We start from the raw sequence: 26623 nt of genomic DNA, 5'->3' as shown, positions 1-26623 counted from the left end.
CGTGATCGTTGACCATGGGAGTACCACTTGACGGACAACCGAAGGATCAAGAGCTCGTGAGCAGCAAGGTCCCCCCGATCATCCTGAACAACGGCGTCGAGATGCCCCAGCTGGGCTTCGGTGTCTGGCAGGTGCCGGACGACGAGGCCGAGCGGGCGGTGTCCACCGCGCTGGAGGCCGGGTACCGCAGCATCGACACAGCGGCGATCTACGGCAACGAGGAGGGCACCGGCAAGGCGATCGCCGCCTCGGGCGTGGCCCGCGAGGACCTCTTCGTCACCACCAAGCTCTGGAACAGCGACCAGGGGTACGACGCGACGCTCCGCGCGTTCGACGTCTCGCTGGAGAAGCTGGGCCTGGACCACGTCGACCTGTACCTGATCCACTGGCCGCTGCCGGCCCGCGACACCTACGTCGACACCTACAAGGCGTTCGAGAAGCTCCTCGCGGACGGCCGTACGCGGGCCATCGGCGTCTCGAACTTCCTCCCCGAGCACCTGGAGCGGCTGATCGCCGAGACCTCGGTCATCCCCGCGGTCAACCAGATCGAGCTGCACCCGCACCTGCAGCAGCACGCCTCGCGGGAGTTCCACGCGGAGCGGGGCATCGCCACCGAGGCCTGGTCCCCGCTGGGCCAGGGCAAGGGGCTCCTGGAGGTGCCGGCGATCGTCGCCATCGCCCGCAAGCACGAGCGCACCCCGGCCCAGGTCGTGCTGCGCTGGCACCTGCAGACCGGCAACATCGTGATCCCGAAGTCCGTGACACCGTCGCGGATCGAGGAGAACATCCAGGTGTTCGACTTCAGCCTGGACACCGAGGACCTGGCCGCGATCAGCGCGCTGAACGAGGACCGGCGCATCGGCCCCGACCCGGCCGCGTTCGACATCGGCTGAGCCCGCACCGGCCGGGCCCGTGACCCGTGCGAGCAAGAAGGGCGCCCCCTGCCGGGGGCGCCCTTCGCGCGTCAGTTGGGCTGTCCGATCGGGCGTACGACGACGGTGTTGACGTCGACCCCCTCGGGCCGGCGGATCGCCCACACCACGGAGTCGGCGATCTGGTCGGCGGTCAGCAGGTGCCCGGGCGGCAGGCTGCCGTAGCCGTCCCAGAACGGGGTCTCCACCCGGCCGGGCGCGACCAGGGTGACGCCGACGCCCCACTCGGTGACCTGCCGGCGGGTGTTCTCGGCGAGGCCGGTGACCGCCCACTTCGTCGCCCCGTAGAGGTTGCCCGGGGTGGGGACGAAGCCGGCGACGCTGCCGATCAGCACGATCCGGCCGCGGGTCAGCCGGAGCGCGTCGATCGAGGCGCGCACGAGGAGGGCGGGCCCCAGCACGTTGGTCAGGACCATGTCGGCCCAGCCGGAGGGATCGCCCTCGGCGACGGAGTCGTGGGTGGCCGTGCCGGCGTTGGCCACGACCGTGTCCAGACGGCCGAACTCCTCGATCGTACGGTCGACCGCCGCCTGTACGTGGTCGTGGTCGGAGGCGCTGCCGACGATCGTCAGCAGCCCCTCGGGCTCGCCCAGTTCCGCGGCGAAGGCGCGCAGCCGCTCCTCACCTCGGCCCGTGACGGTGACCCGGTGTCCCGCGTCCAGCAGGCGCCGTGCGACGGCCGCGCCGATGCCGCTGCCGCCGCCGGTGACGAGGGCGACGGGCGCGGCCGTCGTGTCCGGAGAGCTGTTCATGTGATGTGACCCCCTGTGCTTCGTGCGAACGACGGGGAGTCCATCACTTGAAGTGCTCTCCAAGTCAAGTCCCTTACGGCTGGACCGGTTTGACGGCGGTGTGCACCGAGTGGGCGGCCAGCACGAACACGTCCGGCCGCTGGTGCACGCCCGCCGGGTCCCGCGGGTCGAGCAGCCGGTCGAGCACCGCCCGGTCGCCCGCGTCGAGCGTGTCGCCGAAGACGTCCCGGAGCCGGCCCAGGGAGGCGGCGACGTAGGCGCGGGCCCGGTCGGAGGCCGGCGCCGGCAGGTCGAGCAGGAAGCTGCGGGTGCGGGTGTGCTTCAGGCCCGCGGAGCTGAGCAGCGCGGCCCAGTCCTCGGTCTCCTCGACGGCTCCGGGCAGGTCGGCACGCATCCGGGCGAACCACTCCGACTCCAGCGCGTCGAGCCGCGCCTCCAGGCCGGGGCGGCCGAACCCGAGGTCGCGCGGCAGGAACCGGCTGGGCAGACCGCCCTCCATGATCGCCAACGTGCCGCCGGGCGCCAGCCGCTCGGCGAACGCGGCGAGGGCGGCCCGCTGGTCGCCCAGGTGGTGCAGACTGCGGCCGGCCCAGATCAGGTCGGCCGGGTATTCCAACTCATCCAGAACGCCGGGGAGTTCACCGGTCAGCGTGCCGAAGCGGTCGGCGTGCCCGAGCCGGCCGGCCCGGTCCCGTGCCCGCTCGAGGAGGGGCCCGGAGCCGTCGACGGCCATGATCCGCGCGCCGGGGAACGTCTCGGCGAAGAGGCAGGACACCACCCCGGGACCGCTGCCCGCGTCGACGATCAGCCCCGGTTCGGTCACCTCCTTCCCGAGCCAGTTCAGGGCCTTCTCGTACAGGGGCGTGAACAGCTCGGCCTGGGCCTCCAGGTGCGGGGCCATCTCGGCCCAGTCGATCTCGGTGCCGTCCCCGTGGCCGTGCCCGTGGCCGTGCCCCGGGCCGTCGTGCCCGTGCTGCCGGTGCTCTTCGTGCTGCTCGTGCTGCTCGTGCGCCATGGTGGTCAGCCTCTCGTCCGTGGTGCCGACAGCGTGCGCCGACGCACCGGACGGAGGCCATTTCCGTTGCCGGGACGGCAAAAAACGGCAACCGGTTTCCCGGGAAACGTCACTTCCCGGAGAACGCCGACCGGCCGCCCCCGGTGGACGGGAGCGGCCGGTACCGCGCCGGGGGCCGGTGGTGCACCCCCGGCGGGTCACGCGGTTACGGCAGCGGCGGGTAGGCGTTCTGCATCAGCTGCTGGAACTGGGCGGAGAACCAGTGCCCGGAGACCGGCGCGTTCGCCAGGGCGCCCGACATGTTGTTGTTGTTGCGCGGGTTGCCCGTGTACGTCGGGTCGCACATCCGGTCGAAGCCCTTGCCCTCGTCGTTCGGGATGGCGCTGCTGGAACCGTCGGACTCGCCCGGCGGCTTCATCCAGACGTAGGCGTCGATCCCGGCCGCCGGGGCGGCCTGCGGGCGTTCGCCAAGGCCGGCACCGGCCTGGTTGCACCAGTTGCCGGTGTTGAGGCGGCGGTCGTAGCGGCCGCCGTCGACGTAGGTGTCGACGGTGGTCGTGGCCCCCGGTCCGGCGGGCCGGGCGGCGCCGCCCCAGCCGTTGCGGGAGGTGTCGATCAGCATGCCGATGGTGGAGTTGAAGCCGGCGGTGACCAGCTGGTTGCGGAAGCCCTGGGCGAAGGACAGCTCGTCGACGTAGCGGTTCCAGTCGACCCACTTCGACTCGCGGACCGACTTCCCGGCCACGTTGTCGTTGATGGTGAAGTTGTTCTCCTTCAGGGCGCTGTAGTTGGCCGTGTTGGTGATGAAGCCGTGGACGTCGTTGACGGTGGCGCCCTCGGTGGTCGCGGCCTCCTTGAAGAGGGCGGCGCTGGGGGCGAAGTTGTCGTCCCAGCCGATCCAGCCGTGGTGCCCGGCGTCGATGTAGTTGTAGACGTTGGGCACGTCACCGAGCTTGTTCAGGGCGTAGCCGACGCCCTTCTGGTAGTTGCCGTTGGCCTTCATCACGTCGCACTGCGGGGTGGCCGTGACCCGGCCGCCGGTGTTGGTGACGAGGTTGGGCAGCGAGTCGATCTCGATGGTGTTGACGATGCGCAGCCCGGCGTACTTGGAGTCGGCCATGATGGCCTTGATCGGGTCGATGTACTGCGTCTTGTACTTGTCGATCTCCGTCGGGCCCAGCTCGCCGTTGGAGGCGAGGGCCGCGCAGTCCCGTCCGGGCAGGTTGTAGATGACGAACTGGACGACGAGCTCACCGGAGCCCTTCTGCTTCAGCGCCTCGTCGAGGTGGGCGCGCAGGCCCATCTTGCCGTTGGCGCCGTTGATCGCGGCGATGCGGTCGAGCCAGACGCCGGTGGGCTGGTTGGAGACGCGGCTGCCGCCCGGTTCGGCCGCGGCCTTCGCCGACCACTCGGGGTTCACGTAGACCTTGGCGCCGGCGTAGGGGTTGTCGACCCTGGTGCCGGGGGTGCCGGGATCGGTCGGGCCCGGGTCCGTCGGACCGGGGTCGGTGGGACCGCCGCCGTCGACGTTGCAGGTGACGCCGTCGAGGGTGAACGTCGTCGGGAGCGCGTTACTGCCGCTGTAGGTGCCCTGGAACCCGAAGCTGGTGGAAGCGCCCGTCGCCAGCGTGCCGTTGTAGCTCTCGTTGGCGGCGGTGACGGCCGTACCGGACTGGCTGAGCTTCGCGTTCCAGGCGTTGGTGACCTTCTGGCTGCCGGCGTACGACCACTTCACGGCCCAACTCGACTTGGCGGCCGAGTTGTTGGTGACGGTCACGTTGGCGGTGAAGCCACTGCCCCAGTCGTTCTGCACCTTGTAGTCCACGGTGCACGGCACGGCGGCGATGCCGGCGTCACCGGGAACGACGGCGAGCGCCGTCCCGGAGGCACCGGCGACCAGCGCCAGCGCGGCGAGTATCGCAGTTCTGCTACGGCTCATGAGTGCGGTGTTCCTTCTCGGTTGCTGTTGTGGGGTGGCGCGCTTTTCCCTAGGGGTCACGGTCGTGGGGTGGTACCGGAGAGGGTCAGTCGTCCAGGGCGCGCGGACGATCACGCGGCCCGGTGCCGTACCCGGCGGGTGTCCCGTCGTGGTGCGGGATCGGGGACGGACCGGTGGAACGGTCCCGGGTGTTCCAGGTCCGGTCCGGGTGCGGCAGTCCTCGGTCGCCGGACCGCTTCATGACGCGGTCGACGAGTTCGTGCGGGCAGGCGTGCCCGTCGGCACGGGAGGTGGCGTCGTCCACGTGCCGAGCGGCGAGGCCGGCCGGTTCGCGGGTCGGCCACCGGCCGGGGTCGCCGGAGCGGGCGATCCCGTCGGCGGGGATCACGTTCCCGGCACGGGCCGGCCGTACGGCGTCGGCCCGCTCATGGCGGCCGCGGGGTCGGTGACCCTCACGGCTCCCCGAAAGCCGGCGTCCCTCCGCCCGGTGGCGGAGTGCGCCACCGGACGAACGGGCGCGGCTTCCTGTTCCGTCACGACCGGCGGCGTGGCGCCCCAGGGCAAGGGCGGCCGTGCCGGCGACGGCTAAAAGTACTGAACGCGGGGGGTGTCGCATGAGCGAGTCCTCACAGCTCGGGCACGTCGGTACGGACGCGTCGACTGATGGAACCGCTCCCACTGGTGCCAACGAAGCTAGCGCCAAGTGACGGCAAAGAACAGAGGGTTGCTGACTTTCTCTCAACCTTGCATGTCGAACATTTTCGACTCTTCAAGCACCTTGACCGCCCCCGGCCACGTCCTCACTATGGGAGCGCTCCCACTGGTTCAAGGCTTGTTGCTCCTCCCCCCTTCTCCGAGCCGCAAGGAGGAACCAGCACCATGAAACCCTCACGCAGACGCCGCACGGCGCGGCGACTGTGGACCGCCGTCGTGGCGGCCCTCGCGCTCCCCCTGGCCATGCTGGGCACCAACTCGACTCCGGCCCAGGCCGCGGCACTCCAGTGCAGCGTCGACTACAAGACGAACGACTGGGGGTCCGGCTTCACCGCGGACCTCACCCTCACCAACCGCGGCACGGACCCGATCAACGGCTGGACCCTGACGTACGCGTACGCCGGCAACCAGAAGCTGTCCAACGGCTGGAACGGCAACTGGTCGCAGTCGGGCAAGCAGATCACGGTGACCAACGCCTCCTACAACGGGACGGTCGCCGCCGGCGCGGCGGTCGGCGCCGGGGCGCAGTTCACCTACAGCGGCAGCAACACCGCTCCCACGAGCTTCTCGGTGAACGGCACTCCCTGCACCGGCGCCCACCAGCCGCCGATCACCGTGCTGACCAGCCCGGCCGCGGGCGCGGTCTACACCCAGGGGAACGCGGTGCCGCTCGCGGCCACCGCGGCGGCCGCGGACGGCGCGGCCGTCTCCAAGGTGGAGTTCTACGACGACACGACCCTGCTCGGCACGGACACCAGCGCACCGTACTCGCTCTCGGCCTCTGGCTTGACCGTGGGCAGTCATTCGCTGGTGGCGAAGGCCTACGACAGCCTGGGTGCCTCGGCGTCGTCCACGCCGGTCGGCATCACGGTCGCCTCCGGGCCGGCCGTGGTGGCCTCCACGACCCAGCTCGCCGTCCAGCAGGGCAAGACGGGGACGTACGAACTGCGGCTGTCGACCCAGCCGTCGGCCGACGTGACCGTGACGACCGCCCGGACGAGCGGCAACACGGGACTGACGGTGACCGGCGGGGCGAGCCTGACGTTCACCCCGTCGAACTGGAACACCGCGCAGAAGGTGACCGTCACGGGCAGCAGCTCCGGCACCGGCGCGGCGACCTTCGAGTCGACGGCGAACGGGCACGCCAAGGCCTCGGTCACGGTCACCCAGATCGCCGCCACCAAGGCCTACGACGCGCGCTTCCTGGAGCTGTACGGGAAGATCACCAACCCGGCGAGCGGCTACTTCTCCCCCGAGGGCATCCCCTACCACTCGGTGGAGACGCTGATCGTCGAGGCCCCGGACCACGGGCACGAGACCACGTCGGAGGCGTACAGCTACCTGCTCTGGCTGCAGGCGATGTACGGCAAGGTCACGGGCGACTGGACCAAGTTCAACGGCGCCTGGGAGATCATGGAGAAGTACATGATCCCCACCCACGCCGACCAGCCGACGAACTCCTTCTACAACGCCTCCAAGCCGGCGACGTACGCGCCGGAACTGGACACGCCCGACGAGTACCCGGCGAAGCTGGACGGCGCGGTGTCGGTGGGACCGGACCCGATCGCCGGTGAGCTGAAGAGCGCGTACGGCACGGACGACGTCTACGGCATGCACTGGCTCCAGGACGTCGACAACGTCTACGGCTACGGCAACTCCCCCGGCAAGTGCGAGGCCGGTCCGTCCGACACCGGACCGTCGTACATCAACACCTTCCAGCGCGGCGCGCAGGAGTCGGTGTGGGAGACGGTGCCGCAGCCGACCTGCGACGCCTTCAAGTACGGCGGGAAGAACGGCTATCTGGACCTGTTCACCGGTGACTCCTCCTACGCCAAGCAGTGGAAGTTCACCAACGCCCCGGACGCCGACGCGCGCGCCGTGCAGGCCGCCTACTGGGCGGACATCTGGGCGGAGCAGCAGGGCAAGGGCAGCCAGGTCTCGGCCACCGTCGCCAAGGCGGCGAAGATGGGCGACTACCTGCGGTACGCGATGTACGACAAGTACTTCAAGAAGGTCGGCAACTGCGCGGGTCCGTCCGCCTGCCCGGCGGGCACCGGCAAGGACGCCTCGCACTACCTGCTGTCCTGGTACTACGCGTGGGGCGGCGCCACCGACACCAGTGCCGGCTGGGCCTGGCGCATCGGCTCCAGCCACGCGCACGGCGGCTACCAGAACCCCCTGGCCGCCTACGCGCTCAGCAGCTACGCCGACCTCAAGCCCAAGTCGGCGACGGGGCAGGCGGACTGGGCCAAGTCGCTGACCCGGCAGCTGGAGTTCTACCGGTGGCTCCAGTCCAGCGAGGGCGCCATCGCGGGCGGCGCGACCAACAGCTGGGCGGGCCGCTACGCGACTCCCCCGGCCGGGAAGTCGACCTTCTACGGCATGTACTACGACGAGAAGCCCGTCTACCACGACCCGCCGTCCAACCAGTGGTTCGGCTTCCAGGCGTGGTCGATGGAGCGGGTCGCCGAGTACTACCAGCAGACCGGGAACGCCGCCGCGAAGGCCGTCCTGGACAAGTGGGTCGACTGGGCCCTGTCCAAGACCACGGTCAACCCGGACGGCACGTTCCTGATCCCCTCCACCCTCCAGTGGTCGGGCCAGCCCGACACCTGGAACGCCACGAGCCCCGGTGCCAACACGGGACTCCACGTCACCGTCGCCGACTACACCAACGACGTCGGTGTGGCCGCCGCGTACGCCAGGACCCTGACGTACTACGCCGCCAAGTCCGGTGACACGGAGGCGAAGGCGACCGCCAAGGCGCTGCTGGACGGCATGTGGAACAACAACCAGGACGCCCTCGGCATCGCGGTCCCCGAGACCCGCACCGACTACAACCGCTTCGACGACGGCGTGTACGTCCCGAGCGGCTGGACCGGCACCATGCCGAACGGCGACGCGATCAGCGCCTCCTCGACCTTCGAATCGATCAGGTCCTTCTACAAGAACGACCCGTCCTGGTCGAAGATCGAGAGCTACCTCGCGGGCGGGGCCGCGCCCGTGTTCACGTACCACCGGTTCTGGGCCCAGGCGGACATCGCCATGGCCATGGGCTCGTACGCGGAGCTTCTCGAATAAGCCCCCGCTAAGGCTCCGCGTACCGCGCCGGGCGGTCCCCACCCGTACAGGGGACCGCCCGGTCGTCGCATCCGGCCCCTCCCCACCCACGGATCTCCCCCACGCGGATCCGCGCACATTCCTTGACACGGCTTCTCGAGGAAGGACCCCACTGTGCGAAGAACCCGTCTCCTCACGGCCGCGCTGGCACTCGCGGCCGGCCTGCTCGCCGGCACCCCGCCCGCACTCGCCGCAGACGGCGCCGCCCCGGCACCCCTGGCGGCGGAGTCGTACACCTGGAAGAACGCCCGCATCGACGGCGGCGGTTTCGTCCCGGGCATCGTCTTCAACCGCAAGGAGAAGAACCTCGCCTACGCCCGCACCGACATCGGCGGGGCCTACCGCTGGCAGCAGAGCAGCAAGACCTGGACGCCGCTGCTGGACTCGGTCGGCTGGGCGAACTGGGGGCACACGGGCGTGGTGAGCCTGGCCTCCGACTCCGTCGACCCGAACCGGGTGTACGCCGCCGTCGGCACGTACACCAACAGCTGGGACCCGGGCAACGGGGCGGTCATGCGCTCCGCGGACCGGGGCGCGAGCTGGCAGCGGACGGACCTGCCGTTCAAGCTCGGCGGCAACATGCCCGGCCGCGGCATGGGCGAGCGCCTCGCCGTCGACCCGAACCGCAACAGCGTGCTGTACCTGGGCGCGCCCAGCGGCAAGGGACTGTGGCGGTCGACGGACTCGGGCGTCACCTGGTCGCAGGTGGCGAACTTCCCCAACGTCGGTAACTACGTGCAGGATCCGAGCGACACCAGCGGCTACGCCTCCGACAACCAGGGCATCGTCTGGGTCACGTTCGACGAGTCGACCGGCACGTCGGGCAGCGCCACGAAGACGGTCTACGTCGGTGTCGCGGACCAGGACAACGCGGTGTACCGCTCGACGGACGCGGGCGCCACCTGGTCGCGGCTGGCCGGGCAGCCGACGGGACACCTGGCGCACAAGGGTGTCCTGGACGCCGTCAACGGTCAGCTGTACCTCGCCTACAGCGACAAGGGCGGCCCGTACGACGGCGGCAAGGGCCGGCTGTACCGGTACACGACGGCGACCGGGACCTGGACCGACATCAGCCCGGTCGCCGAGGCCGACACCTACTACGGTTTCAGCGGGCTGACGGTCGACCGGCAGCGCCCCGGCACGGTGATGGCGACCGCCTACAGCTCCTGGTGGCCGGACACCCAGATCTTCCGCTCCACCGACAGCGGCGCCACCTGGACGAAGGCGTGGGACTACACGTCGTACCCCGACCGCCAGAACCGGTACACCATGGACGTCTCGTCCTCCCCCTGGCTGACCTGGGGGGCGAACCCGTCACCACCCGAGCAGTCCCCGAAGCTGGGCTGGATGACGGAGTCGCTGGAGATCGACCCCTTCGACTCGAACCGGATGATGTACGGCACGGGCGCGACGGTCTACGGCACGGAGAACCTCACCGCGTGGGACTCCGGCGGCACGTTCACCGTGAAACCGATGGTGCAGGGGCTGGAGGAGACCGCGGTCAACGACCTCGCCTCGCCCCCGGCCGGCGCCCCGCTGCTCAGCGCGCTCGGCGACGTCGGCGGCTTCCGCCACACCGACCTGACCAAGGTCCCGTCGATGATGTTCACCTCGCCGAACTTCACCACCACGACGAGCCTGGACTTCGCCGGGACGAACCCGAACACGGTCGTGCGGACCGGTAACCTCGACTCGGGCCCGCACGTGGCGTTCTCGACGGACAACGGCGCCAACTGGTTCGCGGGCACCGACCCTTCGGGGGTGAGCGGCGGCGGGACGGTGGCCGCGGCGGCGGACGGCGGCCGCTTCGTGTGGAGCCCGGCGGGCACCGGGGTGCACCACACGACGGGCTTCGGCACCTCGTGGTCGGCGTCGAGCGGCATCCCGGCCGGCGCCGTCGTGGAGTCCGACCGTGTCGACGCCAAGACGTTCTACGGTTTCAAGTCGGGCAAGTTCTACGTCAGTTCGGACGGCGGCGCGACCTTCGCCGCGTCTCCGGCGACCGGTCTGCCCAGCGGGGACAGCGTGCGGTTCCAGGCGCTTCCCGGCACGAAGGGCGACATCTGGCTGGCCGGCGGGGCGAGCGACGGGGCGTACGGGCTGTGGCACTCGACGGACGGCGGCACGAGCTTCACCAAGCTGTCCGGCGTCCAGGAGGCCGACACGATCGGCTTCGGCAAGGCCGCCGCGGGCGCTTCCTACCAGACGCTGTACACCAGCGCGAAGATCGCCGGTGTGCGCGGCATCTTCCGGTCCACGGACAAGGGCGCGAGCTGGACCCGGATCAACGACGACGCCCACCAGTGGGGCTGGACGGGTGCCGCGATCACGGGTGACCCGCGGGTCTACGGCCGCGTCTACGTCGCGACGAACGGCCGGGGCGTGATCTACGGCGACACCTCGGACGCCGGGGGCGGGGGCGACGGGGGCGGCGGCACGGACCCGACGCCGACGGGCGCCTGCGCGGTGACGTACACCGTCACCAACCAGTGGTCCGGGGGCTTCCAGGCCGACGTGAAGCTCGCCAACACGGGGACGAGCGCCTGGTCGGGATGGTCGCTGAACTGGGCCTTCCCCGGCGGCCAGAAGGTCTCCCAGCTGTGGAACGCCGAGTACACCCAGTCGGGTTCCTCGGTGACCGCGAAGAACACCGGCTGGAACGGCACCGTGGCGGCGGGCTCCTCGGTGGGCTTCGGCTTCACGGGCACCTGGTCGGGCACGAACGCGAAACCGGCCGCCTTCAAGCTGGGCGAGCAGACCTGCGCGGTGAACTGAGCCGCGCGGTGGGCCGGGGGCGCGCCGAGGTGCGCTGAAGTGAACCGAGCGGTCACCGGACCGGTGGGGCGCGTGCCGCGAGCGGCACGCGCCCTTCGCGCGGGACCGGTCAGGGCGTGTAGACCGTCGGCCGCGGGGCCGTGGCCATGCCGTTGCCGATGAAGAAGCTCGGGTGCGGCGGCTGGTTGTAGGCGGTGTTCTGCCAGGCCAGGGCCGTGCGGTACTGGGTGTCGTGGAGCAGGGTCGTGATCCTGGTGCCGGTCTCGACGGGCGTCGAGTAGATCCGCAGGGCCTTGTTGTCCGTCGTCGGCCAGACGACCTCCTCGCGCCAGTCGCCCAGGATGTCCCCGGACAGGGACGGGGTGGACTTGGTGCCGTTGTTGGAGTGGACGCCGGAGGCGGTCAGCAGACGGGTGTCGCCGGAGGTGCCGTACTTGTCGATGCGGGTGCCGTCGAGGAGTTCGCGGACCGGGTCGCCGTCCCACCAGGTGACGAAGTTGATGCTGGAGGGCTCGCGGCCGAGGGAGGCGCCGGTCGCCGAGCGCAGGGTGGTGTCGGAGGCGGACCAGGCCTCGGCGCCCGCGCTGCCGGCGTAGACGTCGGCGGCGACACCGCGGCCGTTGTCCGCGCCGGAGGCCGTCTGCCAGAGGATCTGGCCGGTGCGGGCGTCCGCCATCCAGGAGCCCGGCTTGCTCGTGTCCTCGGAGACCTTGAAGTACTCCAGTCCGGGCCGGGACGGCACGAGGTCGCCGAGGTGGGCCGCGTCGCCGTGACCGAGCTTGGTCGTCCACAGGCCGCTGCCGTTGTCGTCGACGGTCATCGCGCCGTAGACGATCTCGTCCTTGCCGTCGGCGTCGACGTCGGCGACCGACAGGGCGTGGTTGCCCTGACCGTCGTAGCCCTTGCCGGAGTTGGTGGAGGAGTTGGTGTCGAAGGTCCAGCGGCGGGTGAAGGCGCCGCCCCGCCAGTCCCAGGCCGCGATCACCGCGCGGGTGTAGTAGCCGCGCGCCATGATCAGGGAGGGGCGGGTGCCGTCCAGGTAGGCCGTGCCGGCGAGGAAGCGGTCGACGCGGTTGCCGTAGGAGTCGCCCCAGGACGAGACGGTGCCGCGGGCGGGCACGTAGTCGACCGTGCCCATGGCCTTGCCGGTCTGCCCGTTGAACATGGTGAGGAACTCGGGGCCGGACAGCACGTAGCCGCTGGAGTTTCGGTGGTCGGCACTGGAGCTGCCGATGACCGCGCCGGTGCCGTCCTTGGTGCCGTCGGCGGTCTTCATGGCGACCTCGGCCTTGCCGTCGCCGTCGTAGTCGTACACCTGGAACTGCGTGTAGTGGGCGCCGGAGCGGATGTTGCGGCCCAGGTCGACGCGCCACAGGCGGGTGCCGTCGAGCTCGACGGCGTCGATGACCGTGTTGCCGGTGTAGCCGGACTGCGAGTTGTCCTTGGCGTTGGTCGGGTACCACTTGAGGACGAACTCCAGGGCTCCGTCACCGTCGAGGTCGCCGACGGAGGCGTCGTTGGCCTCGTAGGTGTAGGCCACCCCGTCGGGGGTGGTGCCGCCGGCGGGCGGGGTGATCGGGACGTCCTTGTAGCCGGTGCGGAGCTGGACGGCGTGGACGGAGTCGGCCTGTTCGACGCCGCCGACGACCGCGCGGACCGTGTAGTCGGCCTGGGCCGGGGCGCCGGCGTGGAAGAAGTTCGTGGAGCCGGTGACCGGGGTCGCGTTGACCTTCGTGCCGGCCCGGTAGACGTTGAAGGAGACGTCGTTCGGGTCGGTGCCGAGCCAGCGCCAGCTGACCAGGTTGCCGCTGTCGGTGTGGACGCTGACGACTCCCCGGTCGAGCTTCTCGACCTGGCGGGCGGTGGCCGCCTCGGCGGAGTCGGTGGAGAGCGCGGTGAGTCCGGCTCCGGCCAGCGCGGTCACGGCGGTCACCGCGGCGAGGACGGCGGTCCTGCGGCGCCTGCGGTGCGTGGGGGGACGCAGCGGGGGCCGCGGCTCGGGCGCGTGCGGGTGGGGGTGCTGCACGAGAGGTACCTCCCGGGAGGACGGACGGGTTCCGTTCTCCCAGTCGCCGCCGACGGTACGGAGGTTGCCGGGTTCGCCGGGCGTTTCTCCGGACGTTTCCGGGGGCGTTCCTCGGGGCGGTTCGCCGAACGCGTCGCCGGGGAGGGGCACCGCGGTGCTCGGACGGTGTGCGGTCGCGGTCCGGGCGGGCGCGTCCGGGGCTCGGGGACGCGGGCGGCCCGGGTGGCCGTCGGGGACACCCGGGCCGGCCGACGGGACCGACGGGTCCGGCCGGCTGGACCACCCGGCCGGACCACGGGCCGGGACACGGCCGGACCACGGGCTTCACGCGTCCGGCGGCGTCACCGGCTTCTGGTAGGCCTTGAGCGTGAACCAGGGGTCGGGACGGGGCCGGTCCTGGTCGGGCAGCGTGGTCAGGCGCGCGGCGAAGGTCTCGGTGATCGGCTCGCCCGGCGGCAGGGTGACGAACCAGCCGCGCTGCAGGTCGGCGACGGTGCGGCGCGGGCTGCGGCCCTGGCCCCGGCCGGGGAAGCGGCCCCGGCCCGCGGGGACGAGGCCGCGGGCGGCGGCGTACGCGTCCACGAGCGACGCCCCGTCGCGGGCCGCGCTGGGCGGACGGGCGGCGAGGACGGCGTCGATGTCGCTGCCCACGTTGTGCGAGGCGGCCTTGTCGACGGTGGTGACGTACACGCCGCCGGGCCGCAGCACCCGCGCGCACTCGGCGACGATCGCCCGCGCGTCCACGTCGGTCGGCGCGAGGTGGAGCAGCCACACACTGCTGACGGCGTCGAACTCCCCGCTTCGGAAAGGCAGTCGGCGGCTGTCGGCGCGCACGACGGCACCCGGCAGACGTACCGCGGCCCGGCGGACCATCGCCGCGGCGAGGTCGACGCCGGTCACCCGCAGGCCGTCGTGTCCGGCGAGCCGGCGCGTGACGATGCCGGTGCCGCAGGCGACGTCGAGCAGGCCGCGCGTCCCGCCCGGCAGGAGGGCCAGGACGGCCTCCGCGGCGGCCGCCGCCCGGGGCTCGCCGCCGCGCGAGGCGTCGTAGCGTCCGGCTTCCTCGTCGTAGTCCAGCACGTGGGCCCCGTCCCGTCCGCCGCGCGTCTCAGCGCGCGCCGTGCGCCGGGGCCAGGTCCCGCACCCGGCGGGCCAGCTCGAAGTCGAGCTCGGTGACGGCGCCGCCCGCGCTGTGGGTGTTCACCGCGAGGGACACCGTGCGGTAGCCGAGGGTCAGCTCGGAGTGGTGGTTCAGCTCCTCCTGGACCCGGGCCACATGGACGACCAGTGCGGTCGCGGCGAAGTGGGAGGCCAGCTCGTAGGAGCGGGTGAGCCGGCCCGCGTCGTGGGACCAGCCGGGCAGCTCCGCGAGCCGGTCGTCGATCTCCTTCTGCGACAGCGGTACGACGGCCATGACCTGGCTCCCTTCCTCGGGGACGGGGTGTCGGGCACCCGTCCAGCCTGCCACAGAAGCGCCCCGACGGCCCTGGCCGCAAGGGTGCCCGCCGGCCGGGGCCGACAACCCTCGGGCACGGCCCGCGGGTCCGCGGGGCCGCGGGGCCGCGGGGCCGCGGGGCCCGTGGCCGGCCACCACCGCCACCCCGGCCGGTCCCGCCGGCCGCCACGGCTCGCACGGTGCCGCCGGCCGGCTCTCCGCTACGGTCGTCCGCATGACCCTTCTCGCGACCGGCACCCCGAACTCCGCCGCCCCGGCCGACCGGGGCGTCGGCCCCCTGCTGCGGGCCTGGCGGGAGCGGCGCAAGGTCAGCCAGCTGGAGCTGGCGCTGCGCGCGGACTCCTCGGCCCGGCACATCAGCTTCGTGGAGACGGGCCGTTCCCGGCCGAGCGAGGAGATGGTGCTGCGCCTGGCCGAGCACCTGGACGTGCCCGTGCGCGAGCGCAACGCCCTTCTCGTGGCGGCGGGTTACGCCCCCCGCTACCGCGAGACCCCGCTGGACGACCCGGCGCTGGACGCGGTGCGGGCCGGCATGGAGCGCCTGATCCAGGGCTACGAGCCGTACCCGGCGCTGGTGGTGGACGCGACGTACAACGTGCTGGCCGCCAACCGCGGCATCACCATGCTGCTGGCGGACCTCCCGGAGTCGATGCTCGCGCCGCCGCTCAACGCCATGCGGCTGACGCTGCACCCGGAGGGCCTCGCGCCGCGCATCCGCAACCTGCCCGAGTGGCGCGGTCATCTGCTGGCACAGATGGAACGGCAGATCGCCCTGCACCGCTCCGCGCCGCTGCGCGCGCTGTACGAGGAGGTGGCGGCGTACCCGGTCCCGCAGGCCACGCCGGGGACCGGACCCGTCGAGGCGGTGCCGTACTTCGCGCTGCCGATGCTGATCGAGCACGAGGGCCGGACGCTGTCGTTCGTCTCGTCGATCTCCACGTTCAACACGCCGATGGACGTGACGGTCGCCGAGCTGGCCATCGAGACACTGCTCCCGGCCGACCCGGCGACCGTCAAGTACCTTCATTCGCTGGTGAACTGATGGAGCGTCGGGCAGAGGATGATCCTTTCGTCCCTGTCGGAGCGCAGCCGGGACGTGACACACTGACCGGCGTGCCTCGACACGCAGGGGAGACGTGGCGTGAGTGAAAGGCGGCCGGCGCCCACCGTGGGCCAGGTGGTGCTCGGCAGACGGCTGCAGGAGTTGCGCGAGGCGGCGGGCATCAGCCGTGAGGAGGCGGCTCGCGCCCTGCGGGTGGCGCCCGCGACCGTGCGGCGCATGGAGACGGCCGAGGTCTCCCTCAAGATTCCCTACGTGCAGGTGCTGTTGGAGACCTACGGGGTGGACGAGGCGGAGACCGACACCTTCGTCACACTCGCCGAGGAGGCCAACCGGCCCGGTTGGTGGCAGCGTTACCACGACGTCCTGCCGGAGTGGTTCAGCCTGTACGTCAGCCTGGAGGGCGCGGCCCGCCTCATCCGGTCCTACGAACCCCACTTCGTGCCGGGCCTGTTGCAGACGGAGCGGTACGCGCGAGCCGTGCTGGAGGCCGGGACCGTCGGCCGCGTCGGCCCGCAGGCCGTCGAGCGGCACGTGTCGCTGCGCCTGGCCCGGCAGCGACTGCTCGAGGGAACCGACCCGCCCCATCTGTGGGTCGTGATGGACGAGACGGTACTGCGCAGGCCGGTCAGCGTCGACGCCGACGTCATGTACGAGCAGGTCGACAAGCTGCTGGAACTGTCGGAACGCGACCGGATCACGCTGCAGGTCGCCGAGTTCGCGAGTGGTCCGCACCCGGGGACGTCCGCGCCGTTCTCGCTGTTCCGGTTCGCCGAACCCGAACTGCCCGACATGGTCGTCACCGAGTACCTGTCCGGCGCGCTGTACCTGGACTCGCGCAGGGAGGTCTCCGCGCACCTGGAGGTCCTCGACCACATGACGACGCACGCCGCGTCGGCACAGCGCACGGCGAAACTGCTGCGCGATGTCCGCGGCGCGTTCTGACCCCGGCCGGCCGGGCGCCACCGCCGACACCGGCCCTCCGACCGTTCCCTCACCCGTCGCCCGTCGCCCCTCACCCGTCACCAGTTGTCAGGAGAAGACCGCGCATGACCGGATCCGAGCCCGAGTCCACCGTCCGCATCGACACCAGCAGGCCGCATCCGGCACGGGTGTACGACTGGTGGCTGGGCGGCAAGGACAACTATCCCGTGGACGAGGAACTGGCCCGCAGGATCCTCGCCGTGGACGGCACGGTGTTACGCGGGGCGCGCGCCAACCGCCGGTTCATGCAGCGGGCCGTGCGCGCGGTCGCCGAGACCGGCGTCCGCCAGTTCCTGGACATCGGCACGGGCATCCCCACCGAGCCCAATCTGCACCAGGTGGCCCAGGGCGTCGCCCCCGAGTCGCGAGTCGTCTACGCCGACAACGATCCGATCGTGCTGCGGCACGCCCAGGCGCTGCTGCACGGCTCGGCCGAGGGCGCCACCGAGTACGTGCACGCCGACGTCCGTGACGTCGACGCCCTGCTGCACCGGGCGGCCGGTTTCCTGGACCTCGACCGGCCGGTGTCGCTGTCCCTGGTCGCGCTGACCCACTACCTGGGCGAGGACCCGGCGGGCGACGACGTGTACGGGCTGCTGAAGCGGTACGTCGACGCGCTCGCACCCGGCAGTCACCTGATCCTCTCCCAGGTCACCCCCGACCTGAACCCGGAGGCGATCGAGAACGCCGCGAACCATTTCCGGCGCAGCGGAACCCCCTTCCACCCCCGTTCGCTGGCGGAGTTCTCCCGCTTCTTCGAGGGCCTGGAGCTGCTGGGCCCGGGCGTGATCCCGGTCTCCGGCTGGCGGCCGGACCCCGAGGACGTCGCCCTGCAGTCGGACGGCATCGTGCCGGTGTACGCGGGGGTGGCCCGCAAGCCCTGAGGCCGGAGACCGCCGGGACGCCGGACGTGGGGACGCCGGGTGCCAGGGCTCCGGACGCCGGGGGGCCGGACGCCGGGCGCCTGCCGCCGAGCACCGGGGCCTCGGGACGCCGAGGCCCCGGGGCTCGGAACGCCGGGCCCCTGGAGCCCCGGCGCGGGCGCCCCGTACCGGCGCCGTGCCCCGTACGGAGGCCGTGAACGGGTGCGCTCCCGCGCCGGCCCCTACCGTTCGGGACAGGGGCGGGCGCGGGAGCGCCCCGTGAAGCCCGGGAAGGAGGCGTGATGCCCTCGGACGCCGTGCTGTACCAGGCGGCCGCGCTCTGCCTGACGTACCCCGACCACGATCTGTACGCGCGGCTGCCCCTGCTGCGCGAAGCGGCCCCGCCCTTGCGGGAGTTCACCGACCACGCGGCCGTCACCCCGCGGACGGAGCTGGCCGAGCACTACGTGCGGGTCTTCGACTCCGAGGACCCGCACGGTCTGCGCCTGAGCCGGTGGCACGACGAGGGCGACCGGCGCGACGGCGCCCGCCCGGCCCGCTTCGAGGACTCCTACCGGCGGCACGGACTGAGGTTCACCGGTGAGGAGCCGCCCGACTTCCTGCCGGCCGTCCTGGAGTTCACGGCCCGTACCGGCGACACCGGCCTGCTCACCGGGCGCCGCGCCGGTCTGGAGCGGCTGCGCTCCCGGCTCACCGGCCTCGGCACACCGTACGCGTCGGTCCTGAGCGCCGTGTGCGCCGCACTGCCGGCACCGGACGGACGGCGGCCGTAGACGGGGACCCCCACCAGCACCGCCCGTTACCGCCCGGCACCGCCCGGTCGGGCGCGGGCGGCCGTCGCGGGGCCTACCCGGGCGCGTCGGCCGCCGGAAGGCCGCGGCGCGGTTCGCCGCGCAGCCGCACCGCGTGCCGCGGCCGGTCGGTGACCAGCACGTCCACCCGGGGGTCTGCGAGGAAGGAGCGCAGTCCGGCGTCGTCGTTGACCGTCCACACCAGGGTGAACAGGCCCCGTCGGGCCGCCCCGCGCAGGACGGTGGTGCGGGCCAGCCGGTGGTGGACGGCGACGCCGTGGGCTCCGCAGGCCCGCAGGCGCCGGGCCGGGAACAGTTCGCTCGCGCGGGTCCCGGCCAGCCGGGCCGTCGCGACCTCCCGGCGGTCCCGCCCCAGCGACAGGGCGGTGCGCACGCCGGGGAAACCGCGGGTGATCGCGGCGACGGAACGGTCCTCCAGCGTCGTGGCGACGAACCCGTCCCGGCCGAGCAGCGCCACGGCGAGGTCGACCGCCTGCCGCTCGTGGCCCGTTCCCTTCAGGTCCAGGTGGCCGATCAGCCTGCCCGCGACCAGCGCCATGACCTCCTCGGCGAGGGGGACGGCGTGTCCGGCGCGCGCACACAGGTCGGCGTAGGTCAGACGGGACAGCGGGGGCCCGGTGCGTCCGGCACGGGCGTCGTGGTGGACCACGAGGACGCCGTCGGCGGTGCGCCGGACGTCGAACTCCGCGTACTCGGCGCCCGAGGAGAGCGCGTCCTCGTAGGCCTCGAGGGTGGCGGCCGTACGGTGCTCGCTGCCGCCGCGGTGGGCGGAGACGGCGGGTCGTGTCATGCCTTCTCCTCACGGACGGGGTGGACGCGGTCGAGGCGGTCCGGGCGCCGGCCCGCGGAGGACCGGCCGGTCGTGCGGTCGGCGCGACCGGCCGGGACCCGGTGGCTCAGGCGAGCTTCGCGGACAGGGTGATCGGTACGGCCTTCAGCGCCTGCGAGACCGGGCAGCCGACCTTGGCCTGCTCGGCGGCGGCGACGAACGCGTCCTCGTCGAGGCCCGGCACGGTGCCCTCCACGGTGAGGTGGATGCCCGTGATTCCCTCACCCGGCTGGAAGGTGACGTCGGCGGAGGTGACCAGCTTGGTGGGCGGGGTGCCGGCACCGGTCAGGGCGTGCGAGAAGGCCATCGAGAAGCAGCTGGAGTGGGCGGCGGCGATCAGCTCCTCCGGGCTGGTCTTCCCGTTCGCCTCCTGGGTGCGGGCGGCCCACGTCACGGGCTGCTCGCCGATGGCACCGGAGGAGTCGAAGGCGACGACCCCGTTCCCCTCGGTCAGGCTGCCTTCCCAGACGGTGTGTGCGGAGCGCGTGGTGGCCACGGTTGTTCCTTTCGCGTGTTTCCCGTACGACGGTACGACGGGTTTCCGTGCCCATCCGATCACACTCCCGGTCACCGCACCGGGAAGTCCGGCCCCCGCGGGGTGAACGGCAGCGGGCGATCCCGCGGCTCGGGGTGGCCGGCGCGGCACGCCGTTCCGCGGCCCGCGTGGGCCGGTCCTCAGGCGGCGCGTTCCCCGGGGGCGGTCTCCAGGGGGACCTGGGGCCCGTCCGACTCGCGCAGCCAGCGGCGCAGGACGTGGTGGACCTGTTCGGCGCCGGTCAGGTCGGCGCCGTCCTCGACCGGCGCGGACAGGGCGAGCGGGGACAGCAGGAACGGTTTCGACTGGGCGCCGCCGAGGCCGCCGTGGGAGCCGATCTGCTCCTCGAAGGCGAGGACCTCGCCGTCGGCGGGGTCGTGGAAGGAGTTGACCATGATGTCGGCGGTGTGCGGGAAGGAGTGGGTGCGGCGCACCGCCTCGACGGCTCCCGGCCCGAACCCGGCCAGCGGGCCGGGTTCCTCGTCGAGCCGGTCGAGGGGGATCTCCGCGCCGTACGCGCCCAGCACCACTCCGCCGTGCCGCTCGCTGCGGACGAGGAGGAAGCCGATGCCGGGGTGGTTGGCGAGCGTGGTGAGCAGGGCGGGATGACGGGCGTCGATCTCCTCCTTGCTCATCCGGTGCGGCACGTCGGGGAAGGAGACCAGGCCGAGGTTGCCGGAGGCGAGCACGATCGGCTCCGAACGGGGGGCCGGACGGTACTGCTCGCCGCCCTCCTCGACGGGCCGGTGCAGGGCGGCCCGGACGGCCGCGCGGGCCTCGGCGCCGCTGTGGGTGCGCCGCGCCCGGCGCGGCACGGGCAGCCCGCAGCCGGCCCGGACCAGGTCGGCGAGGGTGAGGCCGTAGCGGGTGCGGAAGGTCTCGCCGGGGCTCTGCCCGTGGTCGGACAGGACGACGATGCGGTACGGCCGCGGGGCGTGCTCGGCGACGTTCTCGATGAGGGCCAGCGAGCGGTCGAGGCGGGCGAGGACCTGCTCGGTGTCGCGGCCGAGCGGTCCGGAGTGGTGGGCCACCTCGTCGTAGGCGACCAGGTCGGCGTAGACGGCGCTGCGGCCGGCCAGCAGGTCGCCCGTCACGGCGGCGACGACGACGTCCCGCTCGACGACGGTCGCGAAGGCGCGGATGAACGGGTACAGGCCGCCGCGGGCCACCCGCGGCCGCTGCCCGCGCAGCCGGGCGCGGGTGGACTGGCCGATCTCCCGGCAGGTCTCCGCCACGAAGGACAGGGCGGTGCGGACGGCGTTGGCGGGGTCGGAGAAGTAGGCGAAGTACCCCGACCGGGAGCGGGTGGCGCGGCTGCGGCGGCGGGTGGCGATGGACAGGACGAGGGCCTGTTCGTCGGCGCCGCCGCCGAAGAGGTTGCCGCGGCTGGCGCCGTCGGCGGAGAGCAGCCCGCCGTCGCCGGTGCGCTCCACGGCGCGGCGCTGGAGTTCGGCGGCGCTGGTCGGACGGTTGCAGACCATCACCTCGCGGCTGTCCTTCTCGTACCAGCGGAACGCGGGCACGTCGAAGTTGCTGCCGTGCAGGATGCCGAGCTGGCTGGCCCCGGTCTGGCTGGACCAGTCGGTGCGCCACGGGGTGAGGCGGTGGGTGGGGCGGACCGTCGTGCCCGGTCCGGCGCCCAGCCATCGGGCGACGGTCGGCATCAGGCCGTTGCGCACGGCCGCGTCCAGCACGTCGTGGCCGACGCCGTCGAGCTGGAGGAAGACGGTGCCGTGGGTGGTGGGGCAGGCGGGGCCGCGGCCGCGGCGGCGGTCGGCGAGACGGTACAGCCGGCGCCGGTAGGCCTCGTCGTCGCGGACGGCGAGGGCGCCGCCGGTGGCGGAGGCGACGGCGGACATCACGGCGGCGACGATGACGGCGGTCTCGGGGGCGGCCTCGCTCTGGCCCGACGGGTTGAGCCGCAGGGCCAGCAGCAGCAGCGAACCGTTGAGGAAGAACACCAGCAGGCCGAGGACGAGCGCCGGCACCAGCAGCAGCAGCCGGACCAGCAGCGGCCAGACGAGCGCCGACAGCACGCCGAAGACACCGGCGCCGGCGGCCGCGGTGAGGGCGATGGTGGTGGCGCTGTCGCCGTCGGGCGACTGGAGCCGGAAGTCCGGCAGGGCGCCCGCGAGCGCCAGCATCGTGACGGTGGAGACGCCCCACACCGCGACGCTCCGCCCGGCCTGACTGACGGCCCGCCGCCAACGCCCCTGACCCACGCTCCGTACACCTCACGTCCCGGGCCGTCGCCGGTGCGGCCCTCTGCCCCACCACCCTGTCACACGGACGGTCGACGGGGACGTGCCGAAGGGGGGCGCGGGGCGGCACCGGCGCGCGGGTCCGCCACGGGGCGGGGACGGACCGTGCGGGCGGTCAGCGTCCGTCGTACCCGGCGGTCGGCATCGACAGCCTCCGGTGCACCCGTGCCTTCATCTGCGCGTCGTAGGCGGGTTCGGCGACGCCCACCGTCTCCACCCGCACCCCCCGTCGCGCGCATTCCTCGGCGAACTCGTCGACGGACGACAGGGCGCTCTCCAGCACCCGCCGGCTCGGCGCGACGAAGAGGTCGACACCGGGCCTGACCCCGTCCCACAGGACGCAGTGGTCCGGCCGCAGCCCGCGCACCAGCAGCTCGCGGCTGACGACGTAGCCCCGTTCCGCGGCCCAGCGGGCGCACATCGCGTGCTGGCCGCGGGAGTCCACCAGGAAGGGATCGGCGTCCAATTCCTCCAGCGGCGTCAGACTCGCGATCGCCGTGACCCGCACCGGTCCCATGGCGTCCCCCTCACCTCCGGGTTTCGCCGCCGACCCTACCGCTGCCCGTAGGCTTCGGGGGAGTCGCGCGAAGGGGGCAAAGAAGTGCCGGTGGAGATCACGTGGTGGGGTCACGCCACCTGCACGATCGCGGACGCGGACGTCCGTGTGCTCACCGATCCCCTGTTCGCCCGCCGGCTCGCGCACCTGCGCCGGCGCCGGGGGGCGCCGCCCCCGCCCGACGCCTGGCGCGCGGACGCGGCGCTCGTGTCGCACCTGCACTCCGACCACCTGCACATCCCCTCGCTGGCGCGCCTCGCGCCGGGCACGCGCCTGCTGGTGCCCCGGGGTGCGCCGCGCGCCGTCCCGGGCCTGCGGCGCCTGCGCCACCTGCGGCTGACCGAGGTGGCGCCGGGGGACGAGACGACCCTCGGTGACCTGCGCGTACGGGTCGTGCCCGCGCGGCACGACGGGCGGCGGCTGCCGGTGGGCCGGCACCGCTCCCCCGCGCTCGGGTACGTCGTGGAGGGCGAGGCGCGGACGTACTTCGCCGGGGACACCGGCCTGTTCGAGTCGATGGCCGAGGAGGTCGGGCCGGTCGACGTGGCGCTGCTGCCGGTGGGCGGCTGGGGGCCGTACCTCGGGGAGGGGCACCTGGACGCGGGGCGGGCCGCGGAGGCGCTGGCCCGGCTGGCGCCGCGGAGCGCGGTGCCGGTGCACTACGGCACGTACTGGCCGATCGGCATGGACGCCGTGCGCCCCCATGAATTCCACGCGCCGGGTGAGGAGTTCGTGCGCCTGGCGGCCGAGCGTGCGCCGGACGTGGTGGTGCACCGGCTCGGGCACGGGGAGAGCGTGCGCCCCGAGGTCGCGCGATGACGCCGCTGGCCGCCGTCCCGGCGGTGATACCGACGGAGTCCACGCAGCAGGCGCTCGGCTACCCGTCGCTGTTCCTGCTGGTGCTGATCGGCGCGCTGGTGCCGGTGGTGCCGACGGGGGCACTGGTGAGTTCGGCGGCCGTGGTCGCCTTCCACCAGACGGCGCCGTTCGCGCTGGCCCTGGTGTTCGTGACGGCGTCGCTGGCGGCGTTCTGCGGGGACGTCGGGCTGTACTGGCTGGGCCGGCGCGGGATGCGGTCGAGGAACGGCTCGCGCTGGCTGGAGGCGATCCGGTCGCGGGCGCCGGAGGAGCGGCTCGCGCAGGCCCAGGAGAAGCTCGCCGACCACAGCACGGCCGTGCTGGTGCTGTCCCGGCTGGTGCCCGCGGGCCGCATCCCGGTGATGCTGGCCTGCCTCATGGCCGACTGGCCGCTGCGCCGGTTCGCGCGGGGCGACCTGCCGGCCTGCCTGGCGTGGGCGGTGACCTACCAGCTGATCGGGATCCTCGGCGGCTCCCTGTTCCCCGAGCCGTGGGAGGGCGTGGTGGCGGCCGTCGTGCTGACCCTGGTCGTCAGCGCGGTACCGGGCCTGTGGCGCAGACTGCGGGAGCGGTCGACGGGATGAGCGCCGCGGGGACGGGGACGGGGGCGCGCGCGGTCCCCGCGCACACCGTCGTCCCCGCCCCCCCCTTCCCCGTACGTCCGTCCCCGCGCCCCGTTCCCCCGGTCCCCTCGTGCCGTCCGGGCCGGGCGCGGCGCTACAGCACCCGTGAGCCCCCCACCGCCAGGTCCCACAGGTCCTCGCGGGGCAGGCCGGCCTTCTCCCAGGCGGCGCGGACGCGGATGAGGGGTTCGAGGACGGGTTCGGCGGAGAGGACGAAGGTGCCCCAGTGCATGGGCGCCATCCGGCGCGCCCCCAGGTCGCGCACCGCCCGTACCGCCTCCTCCGGGTCGCAGTGGACGTCACTGAGCCACCAGCGGGGGTCGTAGGCGCCGATCGGCAGCAGCGCGAGGTCGATCCCGGGGTGGCGTCGCCCGATGCGGGAGAACCAGTGGCCGTAGCCCGTGTCGCCGGCGAAGTAGAGGCGGTGTCCGCCGGGGCCGGTGAGCACCCAGCCGCCCCACAGGGTGCGGCAGGTGTCGTTGAGGCCGCGTTTGGACCAGTGGTGGGCCGGGACGAAGTCGAAGCGGACGCCGGAGAGTTCGGCCGCCTCCCACCAGTCCAGCTCGGTGACGCGGACGAACCGGCGGCGCCGGAACCAGCGGCCGAGCCCGGCGGGCACGAACACCGGCGTGTCGCGCGGGAGTCGGCGCAGGGTGGGGGCGTCGAGGTGGTCGTAGTGGTTGTGGCTGATGACGACGGCGTCGACGGGCGGCAGGTCCTCCCAGGGGACGCCGACGGGGGTGAGGCGGGCCGGGGTGCCGATGATGCGGCGGGACCAGACGGGGTCGGTCAGGACGGTCAGCCCGCCGATCCGCACCACCCAACTGGCGTGTCCCACCCAGGTGACGGCGACGGTGCGGGTGTCGACGCGGGGCGGCGGGCCGGGCGCGAAGGGCAGGAGCGGGACGTCGGCGAGGCCCTCCTTCCCGGGCCGCACGGCGCCTTCGCGGGCGAAGCGGGCGAGGGCCTTGAGGCCGGGCAGCGGGGCGGTCAGCCGGTCGTGGAAACCGCGCGGCCACACCCGGGGCTCGCCCAGCGGGCGCGGCTCGGCGAGCGGCGGGACGGGAGGGGTCACGGGGGAGGTCACGAGGGACTCGGCCGGCGGGGTGCCGGTGTCCCGCACGGGCGTGGAGGTGGTCGACTCGGACTGCTGCGTCATCGAGGAGGCTCCCGTCGCTGAGCGTCGTCACGGAGATCGTCGAGTACCGACTTCAGGTGGATCAACGCGCGTCGCACGTGTGGCAGTTCCCACGGAGTGGGCGACCCGAGGCATTCCGTGCGCTGCGCGTGCGTCGTGCCGAGCAGCGGGCCCGTGGAGAGCCGTACGCGCAGCGCCCCCAGGTCGTCGCCGAAGCGGTGGCCGCCCGGCGCGGGCATGCCGAGCCGGGCGGTGAGGAGGTCCTCCAGGTCCTGCGCGTCGCCGACGCCCCGCGCGGCCAACCCCTCGCGCAGCGGCCCGAGATCGACGTACAGGTGACGGCCCGCGCGCGGCGGCGGCGCGAGGGCCCCCGCGGCCACGACGGCACCGTGCGCGGCGGCGGCCACGCGCGTGTGCAGGCGTACGGCGGCGTCGACGCGCGCCGTGACCGGCTCGGGTTCGGTCAGCGCGAAGGCGGCGGCCGCGGCGACGGGGGCGGCGACGCGCGCGTCGAGCGCGGTGAGGACGTCGAGCACGCGCGCGTGGAGGTCGTCCCCGGTGGCCGTGCCGGGGAGACGGGCGACGGCGGCGGGCCAGCCGGTGGGCAGCAGGGCACCCGCGAGGTCGCTGACGACGGTGACCCGGTCGGGCAGCATCTCGGCGGGGCCGACCAGGACGGTGTCCCGCGGGGCGTGCAGGGTGTCGCGCCAGGTCTCGTCGCTGATCAGGTGCAGACCCTCGTCGGCGGCGGCCTCCACGGCCTCGTGCAGCACCTCGGGCGGGGCGACGGTGGCGGTGGGGTCGTCGGCGACGGACAGCACCAGCAACCGCGGGTCGCCGCCCTCGGCGCGGACCCGGCGCACGGTCTCCAGGAGGGCGTAGGGGTCGGGGACGCCGCCGCACTCGGCGGGGGTGGGCACGTGGAAGACGGGCCGCCCCAGCAGCCGGGCGTACGGCGCCCACCAGGCCGCGCAGGGCCTCGGCACCAGGACGTCGCCGCCGAGGGCGGCGGTCAGCGCGACCAGCAGGACGGGGGCCCCGGGCCCCGCCACGACCCGGTCCGGCCCGGTGGGGGTGCCGCGCCGTTCCCAGTAGCCGCAGGCGGCGTCGAGAAGGGCGCGGCCGCCGCCGACGGGTTCGCCCTCGGGGCGTCCGGCGGCCGCGGCGAGGACGGCGGCCAGGTCGGGCAGGACGGGCAGGCCGTCCGCGGGCAGTTCGGGCCCGAAGCGGACAGGGCCGTGTCCTTCCGGTTCCGTGCCCCGCATGCCGTCCTCCGCGCCGTCGGTGCCTGTGCCCTGTGCCGCCGCCGGCCGCCGGCCTCCTCGTACGGCGGTGGGACGCCGTCCGTGGTCCG

Annotated in this window: 22 protein-coding genes; 9 read left to right on the top strand and 13 right to left on the bottom strand. The window is 73.3% G+C overall.

The features are described from left to right. Nucleotides 1–56: 56 nt before the first annotated feature. Nucleotides 57–893: an aldo/keto reductase gene (locus ACZ5FU_RS07950; RefSeq protein ID WP_451527323.1), complete on the top strand. Its 837-nt coding sequence runs from the start codon at nucleotides 57–59 to the stop codon at nucleotides 891–893. 71 nt (nucleotides 894–964) lie between these two features. Here ACZ5FU_RS07950 and ACZ5FU_RS07945 read toward each other — a convergent pair whose 3' ends face one another. The 4 genes from ACZ5FU_RS07945 to ACZ5FU_RS07930 all read right to left on the bottom strand — a co-directional run bounded on the left by ACZ5FU_RS07945 (nucleotide 965) and on the right by ACZ5FU_RS07930 (nucleotide 5026). After that, nucleotides 965–1684, bottom strand: a complete 720-nt coding sequence (locus ACZ5FU_RS07945) for an SDR family oxidoreductase (RefSeq protein WP_468834394.1) — start codon at nucleotides 1682–1684, stop codon at nucleotides 965–967. A 73-nt stretch (nucleotides 1685–1757) separates the two neighbouring features. Next, on the bottom strand, nucleotides 1758–2699 hold the full coding sequence (locus ACZ5FU_RS07940) for a class I SAM-dependent methyltransferase (RefSeq protein ID WP_468834397.1): 942 nt from the start codon (nucleotides 2697–2699) through the stop codon (nucleotides 1758–1760). 205 nt (nucleotides 2700–2904) lie between these two features. Then, nucleotides 2905–4638 carry a glycoside hydrolase family 6 protein gene (locus tag ACZ5FU_RS07935; RefSeq protein ID WP_451527320.1) on the bottom strand — a complete coding sequence of 578 codons (1734 nt, stop codon included), beginning with the start codon at nucleotides 4636–4638 and terminating at the stop codon, nucleotides 2905–2907. Between the two features lie 85 nt (nucleotides 4639–4723). Further along, nucleotides 4724–5026: a hypothetical protein gene (locus ACZ5FU_RS07930; RefSeq protein WP_451527319.1), complete on the bottom strand. Its 303-nt coding sequence runs from the start codon at nucleotides 5024–5026 to the stop codon at nucleotides 4724–4726. Between the two features lie 491 nt (nucleotides 5027–5517). Here ACZ5FU_RS07930 and ACZ5FU_RS07925 point away from each other — a divergent pair, with 491 nt between their 5' ends. Both ACZ5FU_RS07925 and ACZ5FU_RS07920 read left to right on the top strand, forming a co-directional pair. Next, the gene (locus tag ACZ5FU_RS07925) at nucleotides 5518–8433 is read left to right on the top strand and encodes a glycoside hydrolase family 48 protein (protein ID WP_451527318.1); all 2916 of its coding nucleotides are present in this window, start codon (nucleotides 5518–5520) and stop codon (nucleotides 8431–8433) included. Nucleotides 8434–8586: 153 nt separating this feature from the next. Beyond that, nucleotides 8587–11247: a cellulose binding domain-containing protein gene (locus ACZ5FU_RS07920; protein WP_451527317.1), complete on the top strand. Its 2661-nt coding sequence runs from the start codon at nucleotides 8587–8589 to the stop codon at nucleotides 11245–11247. Nucleotides 11248–11356: 109 nt separating this feature from the next. Here the strand turns inward: ACZ5FU_RS07920 and ACZ5FU_RS07915 are convergent, their stop codons facing one another. The 3 genes from ACZ5FU_RS07915 to ACZ5FU_RS07905 form a co-directional block, all read right to left on the bottom strand. After that, a complete protein-coding gene (locus tag ACZ5FU_RS07915) occupies nucleotides 11357–13273 on the bottom strand; it encodes a rhamnogalacturonan lyase (RefSeq protein WP_468834400.1) in 1917 nt (638 codons plus the stop codon). A gap of 324 nt (nucleotides 13274–13597) precedes the next feature. Beyond that, nucleotides 13598–14353 carry a class I SAM-dependent methyltransferase gene (locus ACZ5FU_RS07910; RefSeq protein WP_468834402.1) on the bottom strand — a complete coding sequence of 252 codons (756 nt, stop codon included), beginning with the start codon at nucleotides 14351–14353 and terminating at the stop codon, nucleotides 13598–13600. Between the two features lie 28 nt (nucleotides 14354–14381). Then, a complete protein-coding gene (locus ACZ5FU_RS07905; protein ID WP_451776721.1) occupies nucleotides 14382–14687 on the bottom strand; it encodes a 4a-hydroxytetrahydrobiopterin dehydratase in 306 nt (101 codons plus the stop codon). Nucleotides 14688–14943: 256 nt separating this feature from the next. On the opposite strand from ACZ5FU_RS07905, the gene ACZ5FU_RS07900 reads away from it, so the two are divergent. The 4 genes from ACZ5FU_RS07900 (at nucleotide 14944) to ACZ5FU_RS07885 (ending at nucleotide 18430) form a co-directional block, all read left to right on the top strand. Beyond that, nucleotides 14944–15771 carry a helix-turn-helix domain-containing protein gene (locus tag ACZ5FU_RS07900; RefSeq protein WP_468834405.1) on the top strand — a complete coding sequence of 276 codons (828 nt, stop codon included), beginning with the start codon at nucleotides 14944–14946 and terminating at the stop codon, nucleotides 15769–15771. 99 nt (nucleotides 15772–15870) lie between these two features. Beyond that, on the top strand, nucleotides 15871–16734 hold the full coding sequence (locus ACZ5FU_RS07895) for a helix-turn-helix domain-containing protein (RefSeq protein ID WP_451527312.1): 864 nt from the start codon (nucleotides 15871–15873) through the stop codon (nucleotides 16732–16734). A 104-nt stretch (nucleotides 16735–16838) separates the two neighbouring features. Further along, nucleotides 16839–17657, top strand: a complete 819-nt coding sequence (locus tag ACZ5FU_RS07890) for an SAM-dependent methyltransferase (protein WP_468834408.1) — start codon at nucleotides 16839–16841, stop codon at nucleotides 17655–17657. Between the two features lie 281 nt (nucleotides 17658–17938). Continuing rightward, a complete protein-coding gene (locus tag ACZ5FU_RS07885; RefSeq protein ID WP_451527310.1) occupies nucleotides 17939–18430 on the top strand; it encodes a nitrate reductase molybdenum cofactor assembly chaperone in 492 nt (163 codons plus the stop codon). Nucleotides 18431–18503: 73 nt separating this feature from the next. Here ACZ5FU_RS07885 and ACZ5FU_RS07880 read toward each other — a convergent pair whose 3' ends face one another. From ACZ5FU_RS07880 to ACZ5FU_RS07865, 4 genes are all read right to left on the bottom strand, one after another. Continuing rightward, nucleotides 18504–19259 carry a glycerophosphodiester phosphodiesterase family protein gene (locus ACZ5FU_RS07880; protein ID WP_468834411.1) on the bottom strand — a complete coding sequence of 252 codons (756 nt, stop codon included), beginning with the start codon at nucleotides 19257–19259 and terminating at the stop codon, nucleotides 18504–18506. Between the two features lie 106 nt (nucleotides 19260–19365). Further along, a complete protein-coding gene (locus ACZ5FU_RS07875) occupies nucleotides 19366–19794 on the bottom strand; it encodes an OsmC family protein (RefSeq protein ID WP_451527308.1) in 429 nt (142 codons plus the stop codon). 179 nt (nucleotides 19795–19973) lie between these two features. Further along, a complete protein-coding gene (locus tag ACZ5FU_RS07870; protein ID WP_451527307.1) occupies nucleotides 19974–22055 on the bottom strand; it encodes a phage holin family protein in 2082 nt (693 codons plus the stop codon). 154 nt (nucleotides 22056–22209) lie between these two features. Beyond that, nucleotides 22210–22611 (bottom strand): hypothetical protein, encoded by a 402-nt coding sequence (locus ACZ5FU_RS07865; RefSeq protein WP_366061483.1) that lies wholly within the window; start codon nucleotides 22609–22611, stop codon nucleotides 22210–22212. Nucleotides 22612–22695: 84 nt separating this feature from the next. On the opposite strand from ACZ5FU_RS07865, the gene ACZ5FU_RS07860 reads away from it, so the two are divergent. Then, nucleotides 22696–23469, top strand: coding sequence for an MBL fold metallo-hydrolase (locus tag ACZ5FU_RS07860; RefSeq protein WP_451527306.1), 774 nt, complete (start codon nucleotides 22696–22698; stop codon nucleotides 23467–23469). Continuing rightward, the gene (locus ACZ5FU_RS07855; RefSeq protein ID WP_451527305.1) at nucleotides 23466–24092 is read left to right on the top strand and encodes a DedA family protein; all 627 of its coding nucleotides are present in this window, start codon (nucleotides 23466–23468) and stop codon (nucleotides 24090–24092) included. Before ACZ5FU_RS07860 ends, ACZ5FU_RS07855 begins: the two co-directional genes overlap by 4 nt. Nucleotides 24093–24225: 133 nt before the next feature. Here ACZ5FU_RS07855 and ACZ5FU_RS07850 read toward each other — a convergent pair whose 3' ends face one another. After that, nucleotides 24226–25290 (bottom strand): MBL fold metallo-hydrolase, encoded by a 1065-nt coding sequence (locus ACZ5FU_RS07850; RefSeq protein ID WP_451527304.1) that lies wholly within the window; start codon nucleotides 25288–25290, stop codon nucleotides 24226–24228. Further along, entirely contained in the window at nucleotides 25287–26534 is a 1248-nt protein-coding gene (locus ACZ5FU_RS07845; RefSeq protein WP_451527303.1) for an aminotransferase class I/II-fold pyridoxal phosphate-dependent enzyme, read from the bottom strand. The genes ACZ5FU_RS07850 and ACZ5FU_RS07845 overlap by 4 nt, the downstream gene beginning before the upstream one ends. Between the last annotated feature and the right edge of the window lie 89 nt (nucleotides 26535–26623).

The organism is Streptomyces sp. NPDC031554 (assembly GCF_055580685.1).
The sequence above is the reverse complement of the archived record's forward strand: the minus strand, read 5'-3'. Positions and strand labels throughout refer to the sequence as shown.